The sequence below is a fragment of the Paenibacillus sp. LBL genome (assembly GCF_029893715.1).
GTDB lineage: Bacteria > Bacillota > Bacilli > Paenibacillales > Paenibacillaceae > Paenibacillus_AQ > Paenibacillus_AQ glucanolyticus.
On sequence record NZ_JARXYU010000027.1, the window covers coordinates 15,084 to 35,950 of the forward strand.

The 20,867-nt window shown below is 49.9% G+C and carries 18 protein-coding genes and 2 riboswitches; of the genes, 6 read left to right on the forward strand and 12 right to left on the reverse strand.

The features are described from left to right. Positions 1-99 precede the first annotated feature (99 nt). Positions 100-411: a 4a-hydroxytetrahydrobiopterin dehydratase gene (locus M2277_RS29965; protein WP_006207475.1), complete on the forward strand. Its 312-nt coding sequence runs from the start codon at positions 100-102 to the stop codon at positions 409-411. Between the two features lie 115 nt (positions 412-526). Here M2277_RS29965 and M2277_RS29970 read toward each other — a convergent pair whose 3' ends face one another. The 6 genes from M2277_RS29970 to M2277_RS29995 form a co-directional block, all read right to left on the reverse strand. Continuing rightward, the gene (locus M2277_RS29970) at positions 527-883 is read right to left on the reverse strand and encodes a c-type cytochrome (protein WP_006207476.1); all 357 of its coding nucleotides are present in this window, start codon (positions 881-883) and stop codon (positions 527-529) included. 160 nt (positions 884-1,043) lie between these two features. Then, positions 1,044-1,544 carry a GNAT family N-acetyltransferase gene (locus M2277_RS29975; RefSeq protein WP_148248504.1) on the reverse strand — a complete coding sequence of 167 codons (501 nt, stop codon included), beginning with the start codon at positions 1,542-1,544 and terminating at the stop codon, positions 1,044-1,046. A gap of 139 nt (positions 1,545-1,683) precedes the next feature. Further along, positions 1,684-2,157 (reverse strand): C40 family peptidase, encoded by a 474-nt coding sequence (locus M2277_RS29980; RefSeq protein ID WP_280756301.1) that lies wholly within the window; start codon positions 2,155-2,157, stop codon positions 1,684-1,686. A gap of 4 nt (positions 2,158-2,161) precedes the next feature. Further along, positions 2,162-2,299, reverse strand: a riboswitch (cyclic di-AMP (ydaO/yuaA leader). Positions 2,300-2,700: 401 nt separating this feature from the next. Continuing rightward, positions 2,701-3,174 carry a C40 family peptidase gene (locus M2277_RS29985; protein ID WP_006207479.1) on the reverse strand — a complete coding sequence of 158 codons (474 nt, stop codon included), beginning with the start codon at positions 3,172-3,174 and terminating at the stop codon, positions 2,701-2,703. A gap of 4 nt (positions 3,175-3,178) precedes the next feature. Continuing rightward, positions 3,179-3,317: riboswitch (cyclic di-AMP (ydaO/yuaA leader) on the reverse strand. A 346-nt stretch (positions 3,318-3,663) separates the two neighbouring features. Then, positions 3,664-4,491, reverse strand: coding sequence for a hypothetical protein (locus M2277_RS29990; protein ID WP_280756291.1), 828 nt, complete (start codon positions 4,489-4,491; stop codon positions 3,664-3,666). A gap of 11 nt (positions 4,492-4,502) precedes the next feature. Beyond that, on the reverse strand, positions 4,503-6,494 hold the full coding sequence (locus M2277_RS29995) for a M1 family metallopeptidase (protein WP_280756292.1): 1,992 nt from the start codon (positions 6,492-6,494) through the stop codon (positions 4,503-4,505). A gap of 149 nt (positions 6,495-6,643) precedes the next feature. Here M2277_RS29995 and M2277_RS30000 point away from each other — a divergent pair, with 149 nt between their 5' ends. Next, positions 6,644-7,165: a YwhD family protein gene (locus M2277_RS30000; RefSeq protein ID WP_280756293.1), complete on the forward strand. Its 522-nt coding sequence runs from the start codon at positions 6,644-6,646 to the stop codon at positions 7,163-7,165. An 80-nt stretch (positions 7,166-7,245) separates the two neighbouring features. Here M2277_RS30000 and M2277_RS30005 read toward each other — a convergent pair whose 3' ends face one another. The 3 genes from M2277_RS30005 to M2277_RS30015 all read right to left on the reverse strand — a co-directional run bounded on the left by M2277_RS30005 (position 7,246) and on the right by M2277_RS30015 (position 11,192). Then, a complete protein-coding gene (locus tag M2277_RS30005) occupies positions 7,246-8,412 on the reverse strand; it encodes a stalk domain-containing protein (protein ID WP_280756294.1) in 1,167 nt (388 codons plus the stop codon). Positions 8,413-8,561: 149 nt separating this feature from the next. Further along, the gene (locus M2277_RS30010) at positions 8,562-10,808 is read right to left on the reverse strand and encodes a heavy metal translocating P-type ATPase (protein ID WP_280756295.1); all 2,247 of its coding nucleotides are present in this window, start codon (positions 10,806-10,808) and stop codon (positions 8,562-8,564) included. After that, the gene (locus M2277_RS30015; protein ID WP_006207484.1) at positions 10,809-11,192 is read right to left on the reverse strand and encodes an ArsR/SmtB family transcription factor; all 384 of its coding nucleotides are present in this window, start codon (positions 11,190-11,192) and stop codon (positions 10,809-10,811) included. It lies immediately after the preceding gene. A 412-nt stretch (positions 11,193-11,604) separates the two neighbouring features. Between M2277_RS30015 and M2277_RS30020 the strand changes: the two genes are divergently transcribed. After that, on the forward strand, positions 11,605-12,486 hold the full coding sequence (locus tag M2277_RS30020) for a hypothetical protein (RefSeq protein WP_036642910.1): 882 nt from the start codon (positions 11,605-11,607) through the stop codon (positions 12,484-12,486). Between the two features lie 105 nt (positions 12,487-12,591). On the opposite strand, the gene M2277_RS30025 is transcribed toward M2277_RS30020, so the two are convergent. Continuing rightward, a complete protein-coding gene (locus M2277_RS30025; RefSeq protein ID WP_280756296.1) occupies positions 12,592-14,652 on the reverse strand; it encodes a transglycosylase domain-containing protein in 2,061 nt (686 codons plus the stop codon). Between the two features lie 334 nt (positions 14,653-14,986). Between M2277_RS30025 and speE the strand changes: the two genes are divergently transcribed. The 3 genes from speE to M2277_RS30040 all read left to right on the forward strand — a co-directional run bounded on the left by speE (position 14,987) and on the right by M2277_RS30040 (position 17,870). Then, positions 14,987-15,814 carry a polyamine aminopropyltransferase gene (speE, locus tag M2277_RS30030; protein ID WP_036642913.1) on the forward strand — a complete coding sequence of 276 codons (828 nt, stop codon included), beginning with the start codon at positions 14,987-14,989 and terminating at the stop codon, positions 15,812-15,814. A 17-nt stretch (positions 15,815-15,831) separates the two neighbouring features. Then, positions 15,832-16,701, forward strand: a complete 870-nt coding sequence (gene speB / locus M2277_RS30035; RefSeq protein ID WP_006207488.1) for an agmatinase — start codon at positions 15,832-15,834, stop codon at positions 16,699-16,701. A gap of 686 nt (positions 16,702-17,387) precedes the next feature. Next, a complete protein-coding gene (locus M2277_RS30040) occupies positions 17,388-17,870 on the forward strand; it encodes an SRPBCC family protein (protein WP_280756297.1) in 483 nt (160 codons plus the stop codon). 95 nt (positions 17,871-17,965) lie between these two features. Here the strand turns inward: M2277_RS30040 and M2277_RS30045 are convergent, their stop codons facing one another. Continuing rightward, positions 17,966-20,038, reverse strand: a complete 2,073-nt coding sequence (locus M2277_RS30045) for a serine hydrolase domain-containing protein (RefSeq protein WP_280756298.1) — start codon at positions 20,036-20,038, stop codon at positions 17,966-17,968. A 256-nt stretch (positions 20,039-20,294) separates the two neighbouring features. Beyond that, complete coding sequence (locus M2277_RS30050; RefSeq protein ID WP_006207491.1) at positions 20,295-20,819, reverse strand: phosphatase PAP2 family protein; 525 nt, start codon at positions 20,817-20,819, stop codon at positions 20,295-20,297. Between the last annotated feature and the right edge of the window lie 48 nt (positions 20,820-20,867).

Sequence of the window (20,867 nt, forward strand, 5' to 3'; positions counted from 1 at the left end):
TATGAACAGATACAGGGCAGAATAGAATAGATGACAGAATGCCAATACAATGTGTCAGTCGGCTTTACGATAGGTTTTTTTCGGGGAGGAAGATAAAAGATGCTTTATACGCAGCAAGAAGTAGAAGCTCATCTGGAAAAGCTTGAGGGTTGGGAGTTTGAGCAAGGGAGATGGATTGTACGAAAGTATACCTTTTCCTCCTTCATGAAGGGAATCGCTTTTGTTGATGAAGTGGCAGCTATTTCGGAAGCTTTCGGACATCACCCCTACATCACCATAGATTATAAAGTTGTTACACTGCGTCTTACTTCATGGGATGACGGCGGCATTACGGCTGTGGATATTAAGGAAGCGCAGCAATTTAACGAGGCCTACGAGAAGAGTCGTTCCAAGGACAGCAAGGCGGAGTAATAGAAGCGGGAGACAATGAGGATGTTAGAATCGCCATAGGCCCCAATTAATGTAAAAACACGCTTGCACCGGTAGGTTCTCCGGATATCAAGCGTGTTTTGCGTGTAAGCTGATTTTATTTTTTCTCAGCAAGGTACAGCGCGATGTTTGCGATTTCTTCAGGCTTCAGCTGATCTTTAAAGGAAGGCATTCCTTTACGACCTTTGGTTACAACGTTGAAGATGGCATCTGCATCCATATGTCCGCCTACCTGATTCAGAGCTGGTCCAGCGCCGCCTTGAAGCTGGTCACCGTGACAGCTAATGCAGCTTGCTTTCAGTGTTGCTTCCGCTGCGGCAGCATCGAGAGTCACTTCCGGCATGGTCGGCTTCTCTTCCTGGGCTACCTGTTCCTTACCCGGGAGCGTAAACATCAGCGCGATAGCCAACGCACATGCGACGAAGAACAATCCGCTCATGATCCATTTTTGCATCGTCATTTCGTCCCTTCTATGTATACTGCACTTTTGCACTTGTCTCCATTATAAACCAACATCCCTAGACAGCATAGCCAGTTGTGACAAAAAAAGCAACGATCCAAAGAGGCTTCATAAAAAATACACAAATTTGTGCTTTTTCATATAGACAAGATTACTATTCCTCATTTGCTGGAGGCTCATACACCATACAGTGGAAAATGCCTTTTCCCTGCGGAGTAAGCCGCTCATACGTATCGGTGATGCGAAATCCCGCCCCTTCATAAGCACGGATCGCACGCTCATTCCAGGTCATTACTTCCAGATCAATCTCATCCGTAGGCCTCCTGCGCCTGGCCTCCTGCGTTATGGTCTGCATAAATCGTTTACCCATTCCACGCCCGCACCAATCAGGCCGCATGCCAAGCCCGATCCGTGTCACTTCGTGCATGGGAAACAGCTGGGCAAACCCCCACAGAGAATCCTGGTCATCCAGAATCGAGATATATTGCTGCTGGCGTATGATCGGATCGCCAAATTCCACCTCGAGCCCTTTCATCTGCTCCCAAGGAAGGAAGCCATAGATATCGTAAGGATGGGGATAGGACCAGGTGCATATTTCTTCAGCGTGTTCCTCACGCATGATGACGGCGCGAAATGAAATAGGGGTAACATCCATTGGTAGTTTCCTCCATTCGTATATTATCCATGTACCCTTTATATAAGGGAGCGAGCTGCATGAAAAAGCCCGTCAAAGAGAGACGAGCTCTCCTTTAACGGGCAGTAGGTCTGTGCACTGGATCGTCAGCCTCTATCATCTAGGATGATGTATCGGCCGATTGTTCATACTTATCATCACTCATGATTCGTTTGGCACCGACGTAACGCTGATCATAGTAATCCTCAGCAAGTCGGTTGATGACGACACCGCGATTCGACGAGGCATGGGCGAACTTGCCATCGCCTACATAAATGCCAACATGGGATATACCGCTCCCCGTTGTGTTGAAGAACACCAAATCGCCAGCCCGCAGATCTTTGCGGGTTATGTTTGTCCCCATATCGAATTGAGAGCCGGATTGATGCGGGAGCTTCAGGCCGAGTTTGGCATACACATACATGGTAAAACCGGAGCAGTCAAATCCGCTCGTGGTTGTACCTCCATAACTATATCTTGTACCCAATACCTTATCAATTTCCTGGTCCAGCGCACTATCGGCAAACACGCTGCCAATGCCTGAAGTGAACAGTAACGTAATACTCAGGGCTGCCGCTGATAACGTCTTCTTCAGCATGAAGAGCTCCTTCCGCTGCCTGCGAGTTAGCTTGAGGGTTCGGTTGAAGGTCCCCTATGATCCCTTTACAGCAAGATCAATTCACCCGTAAATGGTTCCCCCGCTTCCCATATCCATGGGAATTCGGCAATCGTAATCTATGTATTAAAGCACTTACATTAATGACAAAGTTGTTACTGTACCCATTCTATCAGACAGCAAACAAGCTTGGCAATTATTTCTTGATGACTTTCGCTATTTTTCAATAGCATCAGCTGTCGAAGTGTCAGGTATAATCAATTATTTTCCAATATGCGTTTAATGAAGGCCGGGAAGGGTATATAAAAGGTAAGGATCTTTATGAAGGGCTGCCAATAATGCTGATGAAGTTGTTTCTGGATTAATAAAATTTATATTTTTTTTGAAAAGCGGGAACTTTTTCGTTGTCCCAAACGTTATAGAGGTATACACAGTGAACAAAAGAAAAAAGCCGCTGGGTGAGATCGGCACAATCTCAAAACTCCAGGGCTCTCTTATAAGGATAAATCAATAAAGTTCCAATTAGTTGTAGTTTACAGCTACAGATTTGTACGTGCTTTGACTCATCACTCGCTTAGCGCCCACATAGCGCTGTGCGTAATAGCTTTGGCTTAGCGGACTGACAATGACACCGCGAGAAGATGAGGAATGAGCGAACTTTCCACCCCCAACATAAATACCCACATGAGATACACCTTTACCGGATGTGTTAAAGAACACGAGATCGCCAGCTTTCAAATTGCTCTTGGATACTGCCGTACCTACCTTGTATTGAGCGGTAGATGTTCGTGGCAGGCTGAGACCAAGCTTCTTGTAAACATAGGTGGTGAAGCCGGAGCAGTCAAAACCATTTGTTGTGGTTCCACCTGTTTTATAAGATACACCAATGGCTGGTTTGATTGCGGTATTTAATTTGGAATCGGCGAAAGCGCTTCCGGTCCCTAATGTGAGCGCGAGGGCCAGGCCGAGAGAAACGGCCGTTAACTTCTTTTTCAAAACGAAATGCTCCTTCCAATGCCTGCGAGGTTAGCTTAAGGGTTCGGTTGAAGGTCCCCTATGATCCCTCTCTTGCGAGATCAATTCACCCAAAACGGATCCCCCGCTTCCCAATCGATATGGGAATTCGGCTCCTTAAAATGTTGATGAACCCATTCATTGACGTCTGACGTTCCAACATGATTAACGAAATAACATAGTTCCAGCAAAAGTTACAGTAAAGATGACAAAGTTGTTACTAACATATTCGTTATTTTAGCAGAGTATTAACATTTTGGCAAACGAGGAAAGTGTATATTTAAACAAAAAAACCTGTCCCAGTCATGCTGGAACGGGTTTTTTTGTAATTTCGCGCTCTGAAATTTGTAATATGGAGGATAAATGAAATCCTATTTTCTGTAAAAATGGCAGGGATTAAGATCCATGTCGCTTCCGGTTACAGTTTATTCGCGAGCCTGTCGATCATACTATTGTAACGAAATGTAACTTCTAGGAGTGCTGTGAGGATGATGATTTCCACAGATGATACTGGGAGGAAATTACCCAAATTTGGAAAAGTCCATTTAGAAAATAAGAGGCCTGCTGAATAATTAAACCGATTAGTCCTGCCCAGATGAGTGAGGCAGAGCTAAGGAGCAGAAGTATAACAACGGCGGCACCGCCCACGGTTATGGACAGGAGGACTGCCGTGCCCATATTGTTGAAGAGAGTTAGAATAGAGCTGATCATACCTGAATCACCGATACGGCCAAACTGCATATAGAGCAGGGATATCCGAATCAGATAGGCGTACAGGAACCAGCCTGCCGCATAGGGCAGCGCGTGGAGCAGCAGAGCGGGCTCCTGGATGCCGTTGAGCAGGATCGGGAGAATTTTGGGCACAATCCAGTAGCCGGGAGCAAAGGTGAGGATCAACTCGATCAGATAGAATATCGTCACGGGTTTCCACAGCTTCTGCATCCCCGTGAAGAAGAACAAGCCGCGTTCACCTTGGGCTTCCTGGTGGAGGTTATAGAAGATGCCTGCCCGTATGAGCGGGGTGAGCACCATCCGGATGAGCAGCAATCCAGCCAGAAGCCATCCGTAGGTATGGACCGTATTGCTTAACGTCAGGCTCATCTCTCCCTCGTAGAAGAACAATAGCCGGCTCAGTTCGTTAGGTGCAGAGTCTGGATACCGCATCAGAAGGGGAACGACGGCTGATTTTACAAGTCGGTACAGGCAATATCCCCACAGCAAACGGTATAAGAAGAGCAGAATAGAGACGTATAATTGGTCTTTAACACTGGTCCACCCTTGGCCTGCATAAGTTTTCATGTGCTCCCCCCTCACCATGACAGGCTGCCGAACAGCGTCTCCACGAGTTTGGTAATGCTGAGATTCCAGCGTGTCACCACTTTCGGATCCATTCCTGCCTTCATATAATTATTGATGTGTTTGTTCTCAAGAACCATGGAGTATTTCGGGTCAACCATCGCCCAGGATAGCGGCGAGGTGTAGTCCAGAGTGTAAGTGACTTTACCGTCCTTGCCACTCCAGGATCGCTCCACGGTCTTGCCGTCCTCGAACGCAAATATGATCGGGACATCGGTTACATCTCCGTCTTTGCTTGTAATCTTGACCGTAGATTCATACTCTGGATTGTCCTGCGTCCCTTTATTTTTGGTTTTGATCAGATCGATTGCGACGTCCGCCATTTGGTTTCCATATACATACTGGTCAAAATAAGACTGCCAGGAGGTTTTGCTTACTTGTTCAACGACCTTCTGGAAGTCGGACGTGGTGGGGTGCTTGAAACGGTATTTCTGGGCATAGGTGTTCAGAATCTTCTCCATCATCCGCGGACCGACCTGCCGTTCTATGCCTTGCAGTACAAGTTTGCCTCTCGTGTAAACGTTCAGTGCATAGTTTTCGTGGGAGCTGTATTTCCAGGAATCCATTTTCAGCGGTGCAGGTGAGGTAATCGACGCTCCTTGAGCTGCGGTGTTGGAGGTAATACCGTATTCCTTCTCCATCACTCTCTCTTCAGCATAGGTCGCAAAGGCCTCGTCCAGCCAGGCTTCCTCAAACTCGTTATTCGCAATAATCCCGTAAAAATATTGATGGGCGATCTCATGGATGACGGTTCGTTCCAGCTCATACCCCGGTGAATCATTTCTGGCACCGAAGGCAGTTACCAGCGTCGGATACTCCATGCCGCCGGCACCGTTGCCCGATTCAGGCGGCACCACGATGGACAACGTGGAGTATGGATAGGATCCATACCATTTACCAAACGAAGCAAGTGCGGATTTGGCAGCATCGAAGTATCGGTCCTTTAAGTCTTTATGCACAGGATCAAGGTACAGCTTGATGCGGACACCCGGTACACCTGGCGCAGAGAAGGCTTCTTCTGCCGTGACAAAGTTCGGTGATGCTGACCAGGCAAAATCATGGACATCGTCCGCATAGAATTGATAAACCTTCTCGCCATTGGTCTTCTGTGCGGGCTTCGTCGGGAATCCGGTAGCGGCAACAATATAATTTTCGGGAACCCGGATTCGAACGCTGTAGATGCCGAAGTTGGAATAGAACTCGGAGTTGCCGTGATATTGATGGAGGTTCCATCCCTCATCCGTTCTTCCACGAAGACCTGCCGGCTCATAGACTGAAATTTTAGGGAACCATTGGCCAGCCATAATAAAATTCTCGGTGGTGCCCATGCGCGCAAATATTTTGGGAAGCTCGACTTCAAACTCCATATGGATGGTGATGCTTTCCCCGCTTTTTATGGGTTTTGGCAATCTTAGTTTGACAAGGCTGTGATCCTTGATGTTGCCGTCATCCGGTTGAACGAATTGAAGGCGATGCGTCAAGGCCAGGCCTTCGGTTGTTTTCACGCTGGTAATGGTCATGGAGCCGTATCCGTCATCAGGCATAGGATCAGAACGCAATCTGCCGCCAGATTCCTTCATGAACGTTGTTTCGTTGGATGAAAATGCATTGGGATACAAATGAAAGTACAGCTCGTTTACGCTTTTTTTGCCTGGATGGGTCCAAGTGAGTGTCTGTTTGCCCTTAAGCTTGTTCTCTTCAGGCTCGTACCGAACATCCATGTGATATTCCACTAAACGGTCGCTCAGCGCCGGAGCGGGAACATCAGGCTGCACCTTAGGCGGCGAGAGAGGGGACTTCTCCACGGCGGAGACCGAGGGCTTGCCCGCATTTGGGGCAAGGGCGGACGCTGAGGACCCTGGATTCAGAAATATCGGCATCGATCCTGCAAGCAATCCAAGGGCGAGCAAGGATGATAGAAAGACTTTGGCACGTGGTGGGACCATATCGAACAACCTCCCGTTGACAAGCATCTAGTGCATGTATATGTTTGCTTTTGGGGGATTATTAGTTAAAATAAAATTATTGGGACATGGTTATCAAATTTGGCAGCCGTCACGTAAGGATCGGCTCTGAATATAGGAGGTCGGCAGCAGTGGAGAATGAAGATCAGAAGCAGGGTGCCAAGAAGCAGATTGCTTTGAATATTATTAATAGCAAGAGTAAGCATAAGGGGTTTGGATCAGGCTCCATCGATCTGAATAGTTTGTCTCCTGTCATCATCGACAACGGTGAGGCTCGAGTGGATATTGGAGCGATGCATGCCAAGAGCAAGGTGGAGAAGGGAATTCGTTTCAGCATGAATCGCGATGACGTTCCCAATGGACGCCAGGTGTGGATCGTGTGGGTGGCTGTAGACCGTACTGTGGAAGGTCAGCATTATGCAGGCATGACTACCTGCGAGATGTGGATAGACCATGAGGCCCGCCGAGGCTGGAAGATCCTCGCGGATCATGTCAATAAAATGGATGCGGCCATGAAACGCAAAATCAATCTGGATGGCCTGGGTGATGTAGAGAAGAAGGCGCTGCGTGAACTGTTGATCTCACGCAACGAAGAATGGTGGAATGCTTCACCGGACGAGTTCAAGGATGCTCTTCAGACAACGGAATCATGAAGTCGGCAAGTTATATGATAAGCCTGACATAATAAAGAACCGGCAGGATTCATAACGAATCCTGCCGGTTTTCTGTTTTTTTAAAAAGGCAGTGTGTAGGTGTGCTTCGCGGTTTTCCCCAAGAAAGGGTTTTTGAAATCGAAACTCAGCTTACCATTGGCATATCCTTTATAAGTCAGCCCGTCACCGAAATAGCCGACTTCATTGGATGGATACTCTTCAATCATGTCCTTGCTATCGGCATCCAGAAGTTCAGGATAGATCAGCTTCGCTGTGCTGCCGGCAGGATGTACGACGTACAGTGTAGCTTGTTTATACGGACGGACGAGCAGGAAGTCTCCCTCAATGGCCTCGATTATAAATTGGTCATCCACGCCTGTAAGCTCAGCGAGATTGTAGGTCTTGACCGTTTTACCCGTTGGATGTACCAGCTCCAGCGTACTGCCATTCATCATCGCGATGTTGCCTTTGTAGCTGAGTTGGTCTCTGCTGTAATTGATCCCGGCAAAATTGGAGTGGCTGGTTTTGGAATGCTTGAGAATTTTGTTGTCTTGAATAAGCACACGGTATCTCTCTTGATGAATGTGCGGCTCGCCGTAATCGTTCATAATATCGGCAACGTAGGTGCTGCTGTTGATTCGATGTGCGCTTATGCTCAGAAGTTCAAGATTCTCAGCCGGTAAACGGCCGACTTGGACAGGCGTGGTTCCGGCTTTACCCATCAACAGTGTCCCATAATCGCGGTTGACCCAGAACAGGACATTGCCAACAGCAGTATAGGCATAGCCTCCCTGTGAGCCAAAGGTCGTCGTTAGCCCGGATTTACTGTCATACTTGAGGGGAATGCTGAAACCCTTGGTAATGAGACTGGCTGGAACGTAGGTCACACCTTTTTTTACCACTGGTGCAGCTTCAAGCTTCAGAACGGTGCCCTTGGCATTGACTGCGCGTGACTGTCCAACTGTAATGCGAACAGATTGTTTCGGACTGTTGATATACAGCTCGTTTTTCCCTGGAATCGTAAGCTGCAGATGCAACTGTTCAGAAACTTCCTTCAGCGGTATAAACAATACGCCCTTATTTGTATATGGTTTATGCTTCACATCCAGAGCGCCCCAGGCTTTGCTCTGTGATGTTGAGGCTTCTGCTGCATGGGCAGGTACGGTTATGAGGGATGAAGACGTGAACATTAATGAAAGTGCTAAGGATGCGGTGCCTGCTAATTTAATGAATTGAACGGTTTTCATGAAATTCCTCCTTGGTGGTTATCACTCCCATCTATTTAAACGTCTGGCTAATGGAAAATGTTTCTCTAAATCACGAGTTCATGTAAAAAATGAGAGATAGAAAAAACAAAAACCGGAGCTGCTCCACAAGGGATACAGCTCCGGTATTATTAATATCCTGACTTTAACTCCTTATCCTTGCCCAGCAGGATGGTGAGACCCAGCAAGGTAACGATAATGGTTGCTCCCATGTCCGAGATAATCGCAATCCAAAGTGTCAGCCATCCCGGGATCGTGAGCAGCAGTGCGATGGCTTTCAGCGACAGGGAGAGCCCGATATTCCACTTAATAATCTGATTAACCCGTCTAGCCGTTTTGATGGCCCCGGGCAGCTTCCCAAGGTGATCCTGCATCAGCACCACGTCGGCGGTTTCAATGGCACTGTCGGTTCCTTTGCCCATCGCGATGCCAAGATCGGCCGCCGCCAGCGCAGGGGCATCGTTAATGCCATCACCGACCATGCCGGTTTTTTTACGGGAAGAAAGCTCCCTGACCTTGGCAACCTTTTGTTCCGGCAGCAGGCTTGCGAATACACGGGTAACCCCGGACTGCTTCGCAATGGTTTGTGCGGACTGCTCATGGTCGCCTGTCAGCATGACCGTATCGGTGATACCGGCCTCGTGAAGCTTGCGAACGACAGTCGCAGTCTCCGGCCTGATCTCATCGGCGAGTCCGAATTGACCTAATACGCGCTCCTCGCTTACGGCTGCAACGATGGTGTAGCCTTGGCTCTTCAATCGGCGGATGTCTTCCTCCACGGCGCGGATATGTTCTTGCTGTCCCTGAACATGTCTCAGCACGTCCTCGCTGCCAACCCAGAATAAGTTGCCGCCGATTTCAGCCCGAATCCCTTCGCCCGGCAAAATTGTAATCTGCTGAGGTTCATTAAACATGCACTGCGGCTGCTTGATCTCCAGATGTTTCATGACGGCCTTGGCTAGCGGATGGAGAGAGGACTGCTCCAGTGCGCCGATAACACCATAGAATTTATTCTCATCGTATACCGTTTCCGCATAGACCGCCGGCTCACCCTTGGTCAGCGTTCCTGTCTTGTCAAAAGCGATGGCTTCCAGCCGGCCAAGCTGCTCAAGATGGACCCCGCCTTTGATCAGGATACCGTTGCGTGCTGCACGGGTCATACCGCTGACAAGTGCAATGGGTGAGGAAAGCACGAGTGAACAAGGACATCCCACGATCAGAATGGACAGACCCTGGTAGATCCAGGTCATCCAGGGCTGATTCAGCAATAAGGGTGGAATCAGCGTCACGGCCAACGCAATCAACATGATGGCGGGCGTATAATATTTAGCGAATTTATCAATAAAAAGCTCCGTTGGTGTCTTGCTGTCCTGCGCTTCCTGTACCAGATGCATGATCTTGGCAAGGGAAGAATCCTCGTAGGCCTTCGAAATCGCGATGTAAAGCAAACCATCGGTGCTTACACTGCCACCGTAGACAGCATCGCCTTCCCGTTTCGTTACAGGCACGGATTCTCCCGTAATGGCAGCCTCGTTGACAGCGCCGGTTCCTTGGGATATGGCACCGTCGGAAGGAATTTTCTCGCCTGGTCTTACCCGGACCACATCACCGGGAGAGAGGCTTGTGATCGGTACCAGCTTGGCCTGACCGTCTTTCCACAGCTCGGCTTCCTTCGGTGCCGCGGCCAGCAGCGCCTCCATCGATTGCCGGGCCCGATTCATGCCGTAGCCTTCCAGTAGCTCGTTGAGGCCGAACAGAATGGCAACCAGCGTGGCTTCCCGCCATTCCCCAATAATGACAGCACCAATGAGTGCAACGGTCATCAGGGTGTCCATATTGAATTTGAAGCGGGTCAGGTTGCGCAGCCCGCGCAAGAACGTTGTATATCCGCTCAGAATCATGGCACCTGCATACAATGCGATTACAACCGGCTCGGCAACGTTACCTTCCAATATAAAGGTCAGCAGATAAAAAACAGCCGAGATGGTTAGCAGCCACTTCATTTTTCCATCGCCGCCATGACTTTGCACATGAGCATGACCGTGGTCATGCTCATGTGACGGTTGATGCTGATGGGATGAAGGGTCATGAGTGTCCGCATCAGCATCCGAAGAGGCTGACAGGGGGGCATGAACGATACGGGCGCCGTCACTTTTCAGAATGGTCTCTACCTGGTATAGATCCACATGGGGGGAGAGGATCAGCTTCCCGCTGTTGAAACTCAGGCGGGCGTTGTCCCCGTGGTCCAGCTTCTGGATCTCTTCCTGCATCTCACGTGTGCAGTTGGGACAAGAGAGGCCTTGAACCCGATATTCAATAAGTGGGCTGTTACTTGCGCCAGGAGATGATTTGGAAAGCTGAGGATGGTTCGCGCTCATCTACATCTTCTCCTTCTGATGCTCCAGCGTCATATGAAGCAATGTCCGGATATGATCGTCTTTAAGGGAATAGTATACATTTTTCCCGGCTTTGCGGGACTTGGCGATATCTTTGTTCTTCAGCGTGCGCAGATGATGGGAGGCTGTTGCCGTAGAGCTTCCAAGCACCTCAGCCACATCGCAGACACATAGCTCGCCACCTCGATCCAGCATATAGGCCACTTTAACTCGTGTGGGGTCTGCCAAGGCCTTGAAGATCTCCGCCATGCCGCTCATGTCATCGTCAGAGATCGTGTCTTTTAACAAGGCAACCCTTTCAGTGGAAGGACATTCTATTTCGCACAGCTCAAGAGAGACTTCTTCGTTCATGGTTCGGGCATTCATAAAAAACAACCTCCTTGAATGAGGAGCAATAAGTGCTCTTTACTTTATATATTCAAACGTTTATTTGATTGTTAATCATAATATACCCGATTTCCACACTATATTCAAACGAATGTTTGATTGTTCACGAGTGCTTCACAGTCTAAGAATAAATCTGCAAGCTCTATAGTATGAACAACTGCAGCAGTTAGGTGCATCGTCTCTTTTCAGAAAATCCTTCCATTTCATTACAGGCCAACTTATACTATTAGCAAAAAGATGTAAATTCACACAAGAAGTTAACCTGCGGCCCAGCGCTACATAAACTCATCACATCTTAAGCGGGCTAGGCCATCGTTTCGACTCGAATGTGTACATAATCGAATACCTATCCTTCTATTTGCGGATGTGTATAAACAGGGGAGGCAGGAGTATGACTTGTCCAATATGTCGATATGAAACGGGAGAGGGGAAGTATTGCAAGAAGTGTGGGGCAAGGCTGATTATCGAGGAGTCACCCGTTTTTGCTGCCATGAAAGAGCAAGCGGCGGCATCGGAAGTATACAGCATCAATAGAACAAGCGTAAGCAGCAAAGGGGATAGACCTCAGACGAACCAAGGAGAGCCCGCACTGCCGGTGTATACCCCGCCCGACATTCCATTTCAAACGGCAGGTCGGCAGCATGGGGAAGAGGCAGAAGAGGAACCGAATCCTTATTGGACCAGCTTGAAGTTGTATGGACAGCTCTATGGGGAATACTTTCTTAAGGGGATCAAACATCCGTTCAGCGCGGCTGTCGCCACAGACAGCAGTCAGTTCTTAAACGCGATGGTATCCATGCTGCTGTATGTTCTGCTGCTTCCGCTCACGATATATGCAACGCTTCACCATGAACTGCAGGGTTTGCCTGCGGGGGCCTTTGCCGAGCTTGTCGTTAAGCCTGTCATTTGGATCGCATTATTTATGTTCCTGTTGAATGTTTTTACTTACGCTGCGGTCAAGCTGTCGTTTAACCCGGCCGTGAAGCTCAAGGAAGTGATGGCCAGGTTCGGCACTTTGCTGACACTATTCCTTATGCTCTATGTTGTCAGCCTACTGTTCCTGTTCCTGAATGGAGATATATCGAAAGTGATCATCCTTCTTTCCTTCATTAGCACCCTGATGACCGTACCGCTATTGGTCATGACTAGCTATAAGAGAAGAATGGTTGGCGGTTTGGATCCACTGTACGCGATTCTGCTGGTTTATGTCGCAGTGATGCTCGTGATCGTCATACTGGGCAACTCCATGATCGGATATATCACGGGCTTTTAACGGGTTGTATTTACATATGCAATAAATGAAAAACAGCAGGCTTTTCTCTCGGGATTACCGGGATAGAGCCTGCTGTTTTTTTGGGGCATGGCGTTGTTTCTGGTGTTACTCAACCCACCATCGTTTAAAATCCTGCCACCAGGAACGTTCCTCCTGTTTCTCGGCAGCATCTGCAGGGTTGGCTTTCTTCGGGGCCTCTCCACTGCCGTGCTCGCCACAATATTCGGTAGGCTCCGTACCCTTCACGAATACCTCCAGAATTTTATCGGGACAATCAGAGCCTGCAAGCTTGCCTGTCGTCGGATCGATATACGCGCTGATGACGTCATCCGGGATCGGAAAAATCTTGGGCGGCACGTTCTCCAGTGCGGTCTCCGTATACTGCGCAAAAATAGGGGCTGCCCGCCGTCCGTCAATTTTGCTGATTTCCCGTCCCTTGTCATATCCAACCCATACCGCGGTAGACAGCTCCGGGGTATACCCGACAAGCCAGGCATCGGAGTCGGTTGTACCCGTCTTCCCGGCGACCGGTCGCTTCATTAGAGTAGAGACGCGGTTACCCGTTCCTCCGGTCTCGAATACGCCCTCCATCATGCGTGTCATCACATAAGCTGCCGAGGGCTCAACAATTTGTTCCCCCGCAGCTTCCGGAGCTGTATATAAGCTGCGGCCAGCCGCATCGGTAATGCTCAGTACGGCGACCGGTGAGACCCGAGTACCGTTATTAGCCATGACAGCGTAGGCGGAGGCCATCTCCAAAGGGCTGACAGGCGAGGTGCCCAGAGCAAGGGAAGGGACAGGCTCCAGCGGGCTTGTGATGCCCATTTTTTTCGCCATGTCAGCGACTTTGTCCGGTCCAATCTGCATGATGGTGTTCACAGCATATATATTGTCCGAAGCGGCGATGGCTTCCCGCATCGGAATTTCCCCTAGATACTTATCGCCAAAGTTGCTGGGCTGGTAGGTTTTTCGATTGTTATCATAATGAAATAGGGTCGGCTGGCTGTTAAACACGCTGGTGCTTGTCATCTCTTTGGATGCAATGGCGGTTAAATACATGATGGGCTTAAAAGCCGATCCAGGCTGCCTTGTTTTAGCCAGCGCATGGTTGTATTGATTCTCGCGATAGTTCTTGCCGCCAACCATGGCTTTGATATGGCCGGTCCGCGGGTCGATGGATACGAGTGCCGTCTCCAGCTCGCTCTTGCTGTCCATGCCCTCCGCTACGGCCTCTTCCGCAGCCTTTTGTGCCTGAGGATCCAGGGTCGTATAAATGTTAAGACCGCCTTGTTCGAGCTGCTTCTCCGTCATGTTGAGCTGCTTGGTGACAAGACCGTGGACGTAGTCGCGAAAGTAGGAAGCAATCACCTTGTTCTCCTGTCGGTCCTGGGGCAGCAAGGCGAGCTTGGCTGTGGCTGCTTTATCGGCTTCGGTCTCCGTAATAAATCCGGTCTCCGCCATGGCGTTCAGGACGATATGCTGTCTTTTGACTGCATTGTCCATATGATTGTAGGGTGAGTAATACGTTGGCCCTTTTGGAATACCGGCAAGCAGGGCGCTTTCGGCCAAGGTCAGTTTTTTTGCAGATTTGCCAAAGTACAGCTGTGACGCCGACTCGATCCCATAAGCACCGTGGCCGTAATAAATCTCGTTCAGGTACATTTCGAGTATCTGATCTTTGGTATATTTCATCTCAAGCTGGGCGGTGAATTTGGCCTCCTTGAGTTTGCGTGTCCACGTTTTCTCATGAGATAGGTATAAGTTTCGTGCGAGCTGTTGGGTTAATGTGCTTGCTCCCTGTTTGCGATCCATATGCTGCAGGTTCACCAGGACGGCCCTGGCCATGCCTTTTACATCAAACCCCGGATGATCGTAGAACTTCCGGTCCTCTACCGCCAAAGTTGCCTGGACCAGAAGGGGAGATATATCAGCCAGGTTTACCTGCTCGGATGTGTGTCCCGTAGTAGAGAAGGTGGCGATCAAATCTCCCTGACTGTCGAGCAGACGCGAGTAGCGGGATGTTTCCGCGACGGGCAGCGGCGTTATAAATAAATAGGCGAGCAGAATGCCGCCGGCGATGATGGATAGGCCAAGGAGCACAAACAGAAATGTAGCAAGCCGGACGAAACGACGTTTGCGCTTGGGTGATTTTTTTTGTCCCGGCATGGGGGGTCTCCTTCCAGTCCTTTTTGTAAGGTTTGAGAGCAGAGGATGCCAAGGTTGAAAAGATGAGTTTACATTCTCCTTGGCCGTCTTCCTTTTCTATACAGTATGGGGCTGGAAAGGGCAGGATATTCATATGACACGACCAGGATATGGTCTTGATTTTAATGCGCAGGAACTTTTGGTTGCAATTTGGGCTTGATTTAATATAATCTAATTTGTTTGGTACAATAGAAAGAGTGTGAAACTGTAAGCAAAAGGCATCTGCCCCGAATAAAGTTTTACGGCTTGGATCTGGACGGCTGAACATTATTCTAGCGGAAAGAAGGTAGAGACGATGGAATTATGGTACACGGAGAAACAAACGCCGACTTTCGGCATTACGGCGAAAATACGGGAAACGTTTGTACATGAGAAGACGGAGTTTCAACAACTGGATATGATCGATACCGAGGAATTTGGACGCATGCTCGTCCTGGACGGCATGGTCATGACTACGATCAAGGACGAATTCGTCTATCATGAGATGGTCGCTCACCCCGCACTGAACACGCATCCAAATCCGAAGAAGGTTCTTGTTGTCGGCGGCGGAGACGGCGGTGTCATTCGCGAAGTGATCAAGCACCCGGGCGTAGAGAAAGCTGTACTTGTTGAAATCGATGGAAAAGTCATTGAATACTCGAAGCAGTACCTCCCCGAGATTGCCGGCAAGCTGGACGATCCGAAGGTTGAAGTGCTGGTTAACGATGGATATATGCACATTATTGAGCATAAGAACGAATATGACGTTATTATGGTAGATTCCACAGAGCCTGTGGGCCCGGCTGCTCCGTTGTTTGAGCGCGGATTCTATCAAGGAATCTACGAGGCGCTGAAGGAAGACGGTATTTTCGTAGCGCAAACGGACAACCCTTGGTTCAAGGCGGACCTGATTCAGCAGGTTAACCGAGACGTGAAGGAAATCTTCCCGATCGTGCGCGTGTATGGAGCGAACATTCCAACCTATCCGAGCGGTCTGTGGACCTTTACGATGGGCAGCAAAACGTACGATCCGCTTGAAGTGGACGAGTCCACCATTGATGAGATGGATACGAAATACTATTCCCCTCGTCTGCACAAAGCCGCATTCGTGCTGCCGAAATTCGTTGAAGACTTGGTGAAATAAGGAGGCCGTATAAACTGATGAAACTGGATCAAGGTTACTCCGGCAACGTGTTTATTCTGAGCTCCGAGGATTATGAAGGGTCCAAGGCCGTTATTTACGGTATGCCGATGGATTTTACGGTTAGCTACCGTCCCGGCTCCCGTTTTGGTCCTGCCCGTATTCGCCAGGCGTCCGTTGGTCTGGAGGAATACAGCCCTTACTTGGATAAAAGCATTGAAGATATGACCTATTTCGATGCAGGCGACCTGATGCTGCCTTTCGGCAACGCAGGCCGCAGCCTTGAAGTGATTGGCGACTATGTAGGCAAACTGCTGGATGACGGGAAGTTCCCGATCGGACTCGGCGGGGAGCATCTCGTATCTTGGCCGATCATTCAGAAGGTGTACGAGAAGTACCCTGATCTCATTCTGATTCATATCGATGCGCATGCCGACCTTCGTGAGCATTATGAGGGAGAGCCGTTGTCCCACTCCACACCGGTCCGCAAGGCGGCAGGCATCATGGGCGGCAAGAACATCTATCAGTTCGGCATCCGTTCCGGCTCCCGTGAGGAGTTCCAATACGGACGCGAGAACATCAACTTCTACCCGTTCGAGGTGGCTGCGCCCCTTAAGGAAGCTTTGCCTTCCATGGGCAACCGTCCGGTCTACGTGACCATCGATATCGATGTGCTGGATCCATCGGCCGCACCGGGCACCGGAACGGCAGAGGCGGGCGGCATCACATCGAAAGAGCTGCTGGAAGCCGTGCATCTGATTGCAAACTCCGGCGTGAACGTTGTCGGCTGCGATCTCGTGGAAGTGGCACCCATCTATGATCCGTCCGAGCAGACCCAGATCGTAGCTGCGAAGCTGATCCGTGAGATGCTGCTGGGGTTTGTTAAGTAGGGGGGGATTCCACCCACCCAAACCCTCCCTGCCAGGGAGGGCCCCAAGGGCGCTGCCCTCTGGACACCCGGAACTTTGGTGTTCGGTGCTGATGTGAGGATCTGAGAGGGGCTCGAGCTTGGGCCCGGCCAATCTCGGGCTCCCCTAGCGGGGACGCCCTCGTGGCCTTAACAGCGCCCGTTGGTGGCCGAGGCTTCGCCCCTCGGCTGGAGAAGAAAAAGCAAGCCTCCCCTATCTAAGCCTACGGCTATCGGGGTTCGGCTTGCTTTTTCGTACGGGCGTGGCCCCCTCGGAAGGCACCCCTGCGGGGACGCCTGGTGGGCCAGCCCTGTGTGTGAGCAGCCGAGGCTTCGCCCCTCGGCTGGAAGAGAAAAAGCAAGCCTCCCCTATCTAAGCCTATGGCTATCGGGTTCGGCTTGCTTTTTCGTATGGGCGTGGCCCCCTCGGAAGGCACCCCTGCGGGGACGCCTGGTGGGCCAGCCCTGTGTGTGAGCAGCCGAGGCTTCGCCCCTCGGCTGGAGAAAAAGCAAGCCTCCCTATCTAAGCCTGCGGCTATCGGGGTTCGGCTTGCTTTTTCGTGTGGGAGTATGCCGCACATTAAGCAAATGAGAAGAAATGGACCGGGGTCAGATGTTATAAACTTAATGGAGATGAGATGTGAAGACGCTAATAAGGAGGTTAACCTCATGACCGATTCGTCTATCAAGAAGAGAACGGATTCTGCTTCAAGGTTGATTAAGGCATCGTCCGAAGCCATTTATCAGGCATTCACAGACCCCAGGGCTTGGGTAACGTGGCTTCCGCCGGAGGGGATGTCAGGTCAGATCGACAGCTTTGATGCACGTGAAGGCGGGAGTTATCGAATGATACTCAACTATATCGGATCGGACCGCGTGAACCTTGGCAAATCATCGGAAGGCGCGGATATCGTCCAAGGTACCTTCCTGGCGCTGGTGCCAAACCAGAAAATCGTGCAGTGTTTTGAATTCGAGTCGGATGACCCCGCTTACGGGGGATCGATGACTATGACATGGACGTTGACCGCACTCGCGGAAGGCACGGATGTGACGATTGTTTGCGAGAACGTTCCTGAGGGCATACGGCAGGAGGATCACGAAGAGGGCCTAAATTCTTCGCTTCACAATCTCGCTGTCTTTACTGAAAGATAATGGACAGGCTGTGAGGTTCACTGCGCCCCATGGCAGTAAAAAAGCAAGCAACCCTATGTAAGCCTATCGGCTGATCGGGTTGCTTGCTTTTGTGTTTATTTCAGGGTGATACCGAACGCCGAGCCCGGGGCACCGGCAAATACGACGGTTCCATTGGCAGGGAGCTTCACTTCGTTAGAACCGCTGGCAACGGTGTAGTTCACAACGGCACCTTGCTCGTCATATACGGCGAATGCGCCTTGTGCCTGCAGCGTCACTGTCATCGTTTTGCCTGCAACGGCATCAGAGACGGTGTACCATTTGGCATATCCATCGGCTTGCAGGGTAACGGTTGATTTTTTTCCTTTGTAAAGGGGCTTAACGTCTTTCTCGCTCACAAAGAGCGATCCGGCAGCTTCGAGATACTCCACGCCTTTTTCCTTATAGAAACGGAATTCAGACGTATCCCGGCTTCCAATAGCCGGAACTCGATGCTCGCTTACTGCGGTATCCGGGTCGATGATTTTCTTATCGATCATATAACCTTCCAAACCACTCTTGCTGCTGATCTCTACGGACGGCTTCATAATGAAGTACATCAGCGACGTGAATTTCTCATTTAACGGATAGAAGGTTTGACCTTCCCGCTTAGCCCAAGCGGCAGCGGTTTCCTTGGACAGCGGGTTCGCTTCCATCTTCTCGGCGGAATACTGCGAGATGGCAAGCTGTCCGAGTCCAGGAATGGATACATATTGCCTTACCCATAAGTAGATCCCGTCATTTTTCTCGGTTACGAAGCTGACCTTCGTACTGCCATCCGCGCTGACAAATGTTCCATCCGCAGTGTACACATATTTCTCTGCCGGATAATCCGGAACCATAGGTACGGAGATCGACAGTTCGCCATCCTTGATGTCGGCTTTCATCTGTTGATTAGTCACGCCATAGTACCCGGCGTATTTGGTGATGTCGTCAGGCATATCCGCCTTGACGGGTTTGCCGAATGATTTTTCCGGCTTGAATTCCTTAATGGTGCCCTTCTCCTTCAGTGCGTGCAGCAACATTTCGCTCGCCATCAGTTGGTTTGTGGAGCTGGAACCACCCGAGGATAACACAGCAGCAGCCATGTTTTGCTCTGGAAGGACAACGAGAGAGGCGTGATAGAGAATGGTGTCTCCACCTTTGGTCACGGCTTTCATATCATATTGGTTGAACGGGAACAGTCTGACGCTGTCCCAGCCCAGTCCGTAATCAAACGAATTGTCGGCGTCGGCCGGCCACAGGCCTTTTCTATACTCTTCTTGTTCCATGGCCTTGATGGACTTGTCGGTGAGAATGCCTTCCGCTTCGCCCGTGAAGATCTGTGCGAATTGAACGAGATCCTCAGCCGTGGAATAGATGCCGCCGGTACCGATGACGTTAATTGTTTCGTTAGGAAGCTGTCCCTGATGAGTAGGATAATAAAGTCCAGCCATTTGCTTCAAATTCAATTCATCCTGGGATGTCTTGGTATGATCCAAATCCAAAGGCTCGGTGAAATTTTCGTGAATGAATGAGGTAAAGCTTTTGCCGCTGATTTTTTCCACCAGAATTTCAGCCAGCGTAAAACCGTCATTACAATAAACGGAGTATGCGCCCGGATCTGCTTTCAGGTTTTGGGTGGACAATTGCTTCAATAATGTGTCATGCGCATGAGCATCGTTATCCTCGAACAGAAATGCATTGTTCAGGCTCGAGCCCTGCAGTCCGGAGGAATGGTTAAGCAGCATGCGCGGCGTAATTTTTTTGTAGCGCTCGTCTTTCATTGTGAATTCGGGTATGTACTGAACGAGAGGCGTATCCAGATTGATTTTCCCGTCATCCACCAATTTCATCACCGAAGCGGCGGTAAACATTTTACTCGTGGAGCCGATGCCATACATCGTATCCTGGGTCAGCGGAATCTTTCCTTCGATATCGTTCACGCCTGCTTGCCCGGACACGGTAATATTGCCGTTATCGATAAGGGCATATTGGACGCTTGTGGTTCCATAAGTCTCTGTGAGCAGCTTGGCTTTTTCTGCGGCGGTTTTCTCCAGGCCCTGGACAGCGGCGGTAACCTGGCTGTTATCTGCTGCCATGACCCCGGCTGGAAGAACCAGTGTGACGGCGAATAGGGTAACGAGCATCCGTGATAGTCTTTTCTTCAATGAATAAATACCTCCTTATTATGATGTATTAGTTAGTACGATTTACCAGCTGGAATGGTTCAATTTATTTTAGAGTTTCTAAGGATTTGTAGTGAAAGCGCATGGGAAGCGAGCGATAAGTTCTGCCTTGGAGTCTTAGAATGATGGGGACGAGGAATGCTTACTTGATAACGGGTACTGCCTATGGACAACATAAAAAAACCACGCCTCCCATCATGGGCCGCCGCAGTGGCCAGTTGGGAATGCATGGTTTCTTTTAACTGAGTACGATGAGCAGAGCCGAAGTGGTTCCGACAAAACAGCCGGCAAGGCAATCCGAAGGATAATGAAAGCCGAGATAAATGCGTGACAGGCTGACCGTAAGCGCCAGCAGGATCAAGAGTAATGACAGCCACGGTGTTATGAATAGAAAAGGGGTAACAATAGAAAATATGGCCGTGGAGTGTCCCGAAGGAAACGAATGATCCTTCATCGGTTTTTTCTCAAACCGTACTTGCTCTAAAGCCAGGTAAGGCCTGATGCGCCGCATCTTTCTTTTGATGAGGGCCGTAACCAGAAAGCTGAGGGACAGTGCAATAAAGCTCTGCCATCCCATCGTATTCCACGGCTCCGGTGCAAAAAACGCTATCGAAAGTGTTAGCACAATGGTAAAGATAGCACCCCCCATATGGGTGACCAGCGCGAGCATCGAATCCACCGTTTTGTTGCTGATCTTGCGGTTTAACCAGCGGAAGATAAGGTGGTCATGTTGCTGAAGCCAATCCATCGAACGAGTAATCATTGTGAACAGAACACCTCACATTATAATTTTGTAAGCTGGCAGCTTGCC

Coding starts and splice junctions, on each gene's coding strand:
- M2277_RS29965 (WP_006207475.1), top strand. CDS start 100: ATGCTTTATACGCAGCAAGAAGTAGAAGCTCATCTGGAAAAGCTTGAG.
- M2277_RS29970 (WP_006207476.1), bottom strand. CDS start 883: ATGCAAAAATGGATCATGAGCGGATTGTTCTTCGTCGCATGTGCGTTG.
- M2277_RS29975 (WP_148248504.1), bottom strand. CDS start 1,544: ATGGATGTTACCCCTATTTCATTTCGCGCCGTCATCATGCGTGAGGAA.
- M2277_RS29990 (WP_280756291.1), bottom strand. CDS start 4,491: ATGAAAACTTATGCAGGCCAAGGGTGGACCAGTGTTAAAGACCAATTA.
- M2277_RS29995 (WP_280756292.1), bottom strand. CDS start 6,494: ATGGTCCCACCACGTGCCAAAGTCTTTCTATCATCCTTGCTCGCCCTT.
- M2277_RS30005 (WP_280756294.1), bottom strand. CDS start 8,412: ATGAAAACCGTTCAATTCATTAAATTAGCAGGCACCGCATCCTTAGCA.
- M2277_RS30010 (WP_280756295.1), bottom strand. CDS start 10,808: ATGAGCGCGAACCATCCTCAGCTTTCCAAATCATCTCCTGGCGCAAGT.
- M2277_RS30015 (WP_006207484.1), bottom strand. CDS start 11,192: ATGAATGCCCGAACCATGAACGAAGAAGTCTCTCTTGAGCTGTGCGAA.
- M2277_RS30020 (WP_036642910.1), top strand. CDS start 11,605: ATGACTTGTCCAATATGTCGATATGAAACGGGAGAGGGGAAGTATTGC.
- M2277_RS30025 (WP_280756296.1), bottom strand. CDS start 14,652: ATGCCGGGACAAAAAAAATCACCCAAGCGCAAACGTCGTTTCGTCCGG.
- speE (WP_036642913.1), top strand. CDS start 14,987: ATGGAATTATGGTACACGGAGAAACAAACGCCGACTTTCGGCATTACG.
- speB (WP_006207488.1), top strand. CDS start 15,832: ATGAAACTGGATCAAGGTTACTCCGGCAACGTGTTTATTCTGAGCTCC.
- M2277_RS30040 (WP_280756297.1), top strand. CDS start 17,388: ATGACCGATTCGTCTATCAAGAAGAGAACGGATTCTGCTTCAAGGTTG.
- M2277_RS30050 (WP_006207491.1), bottom strand. CDS start 20,819: ATGATTACTCGTTCGATGGATTGGCTTCAGCAACATGACCACCTTATC.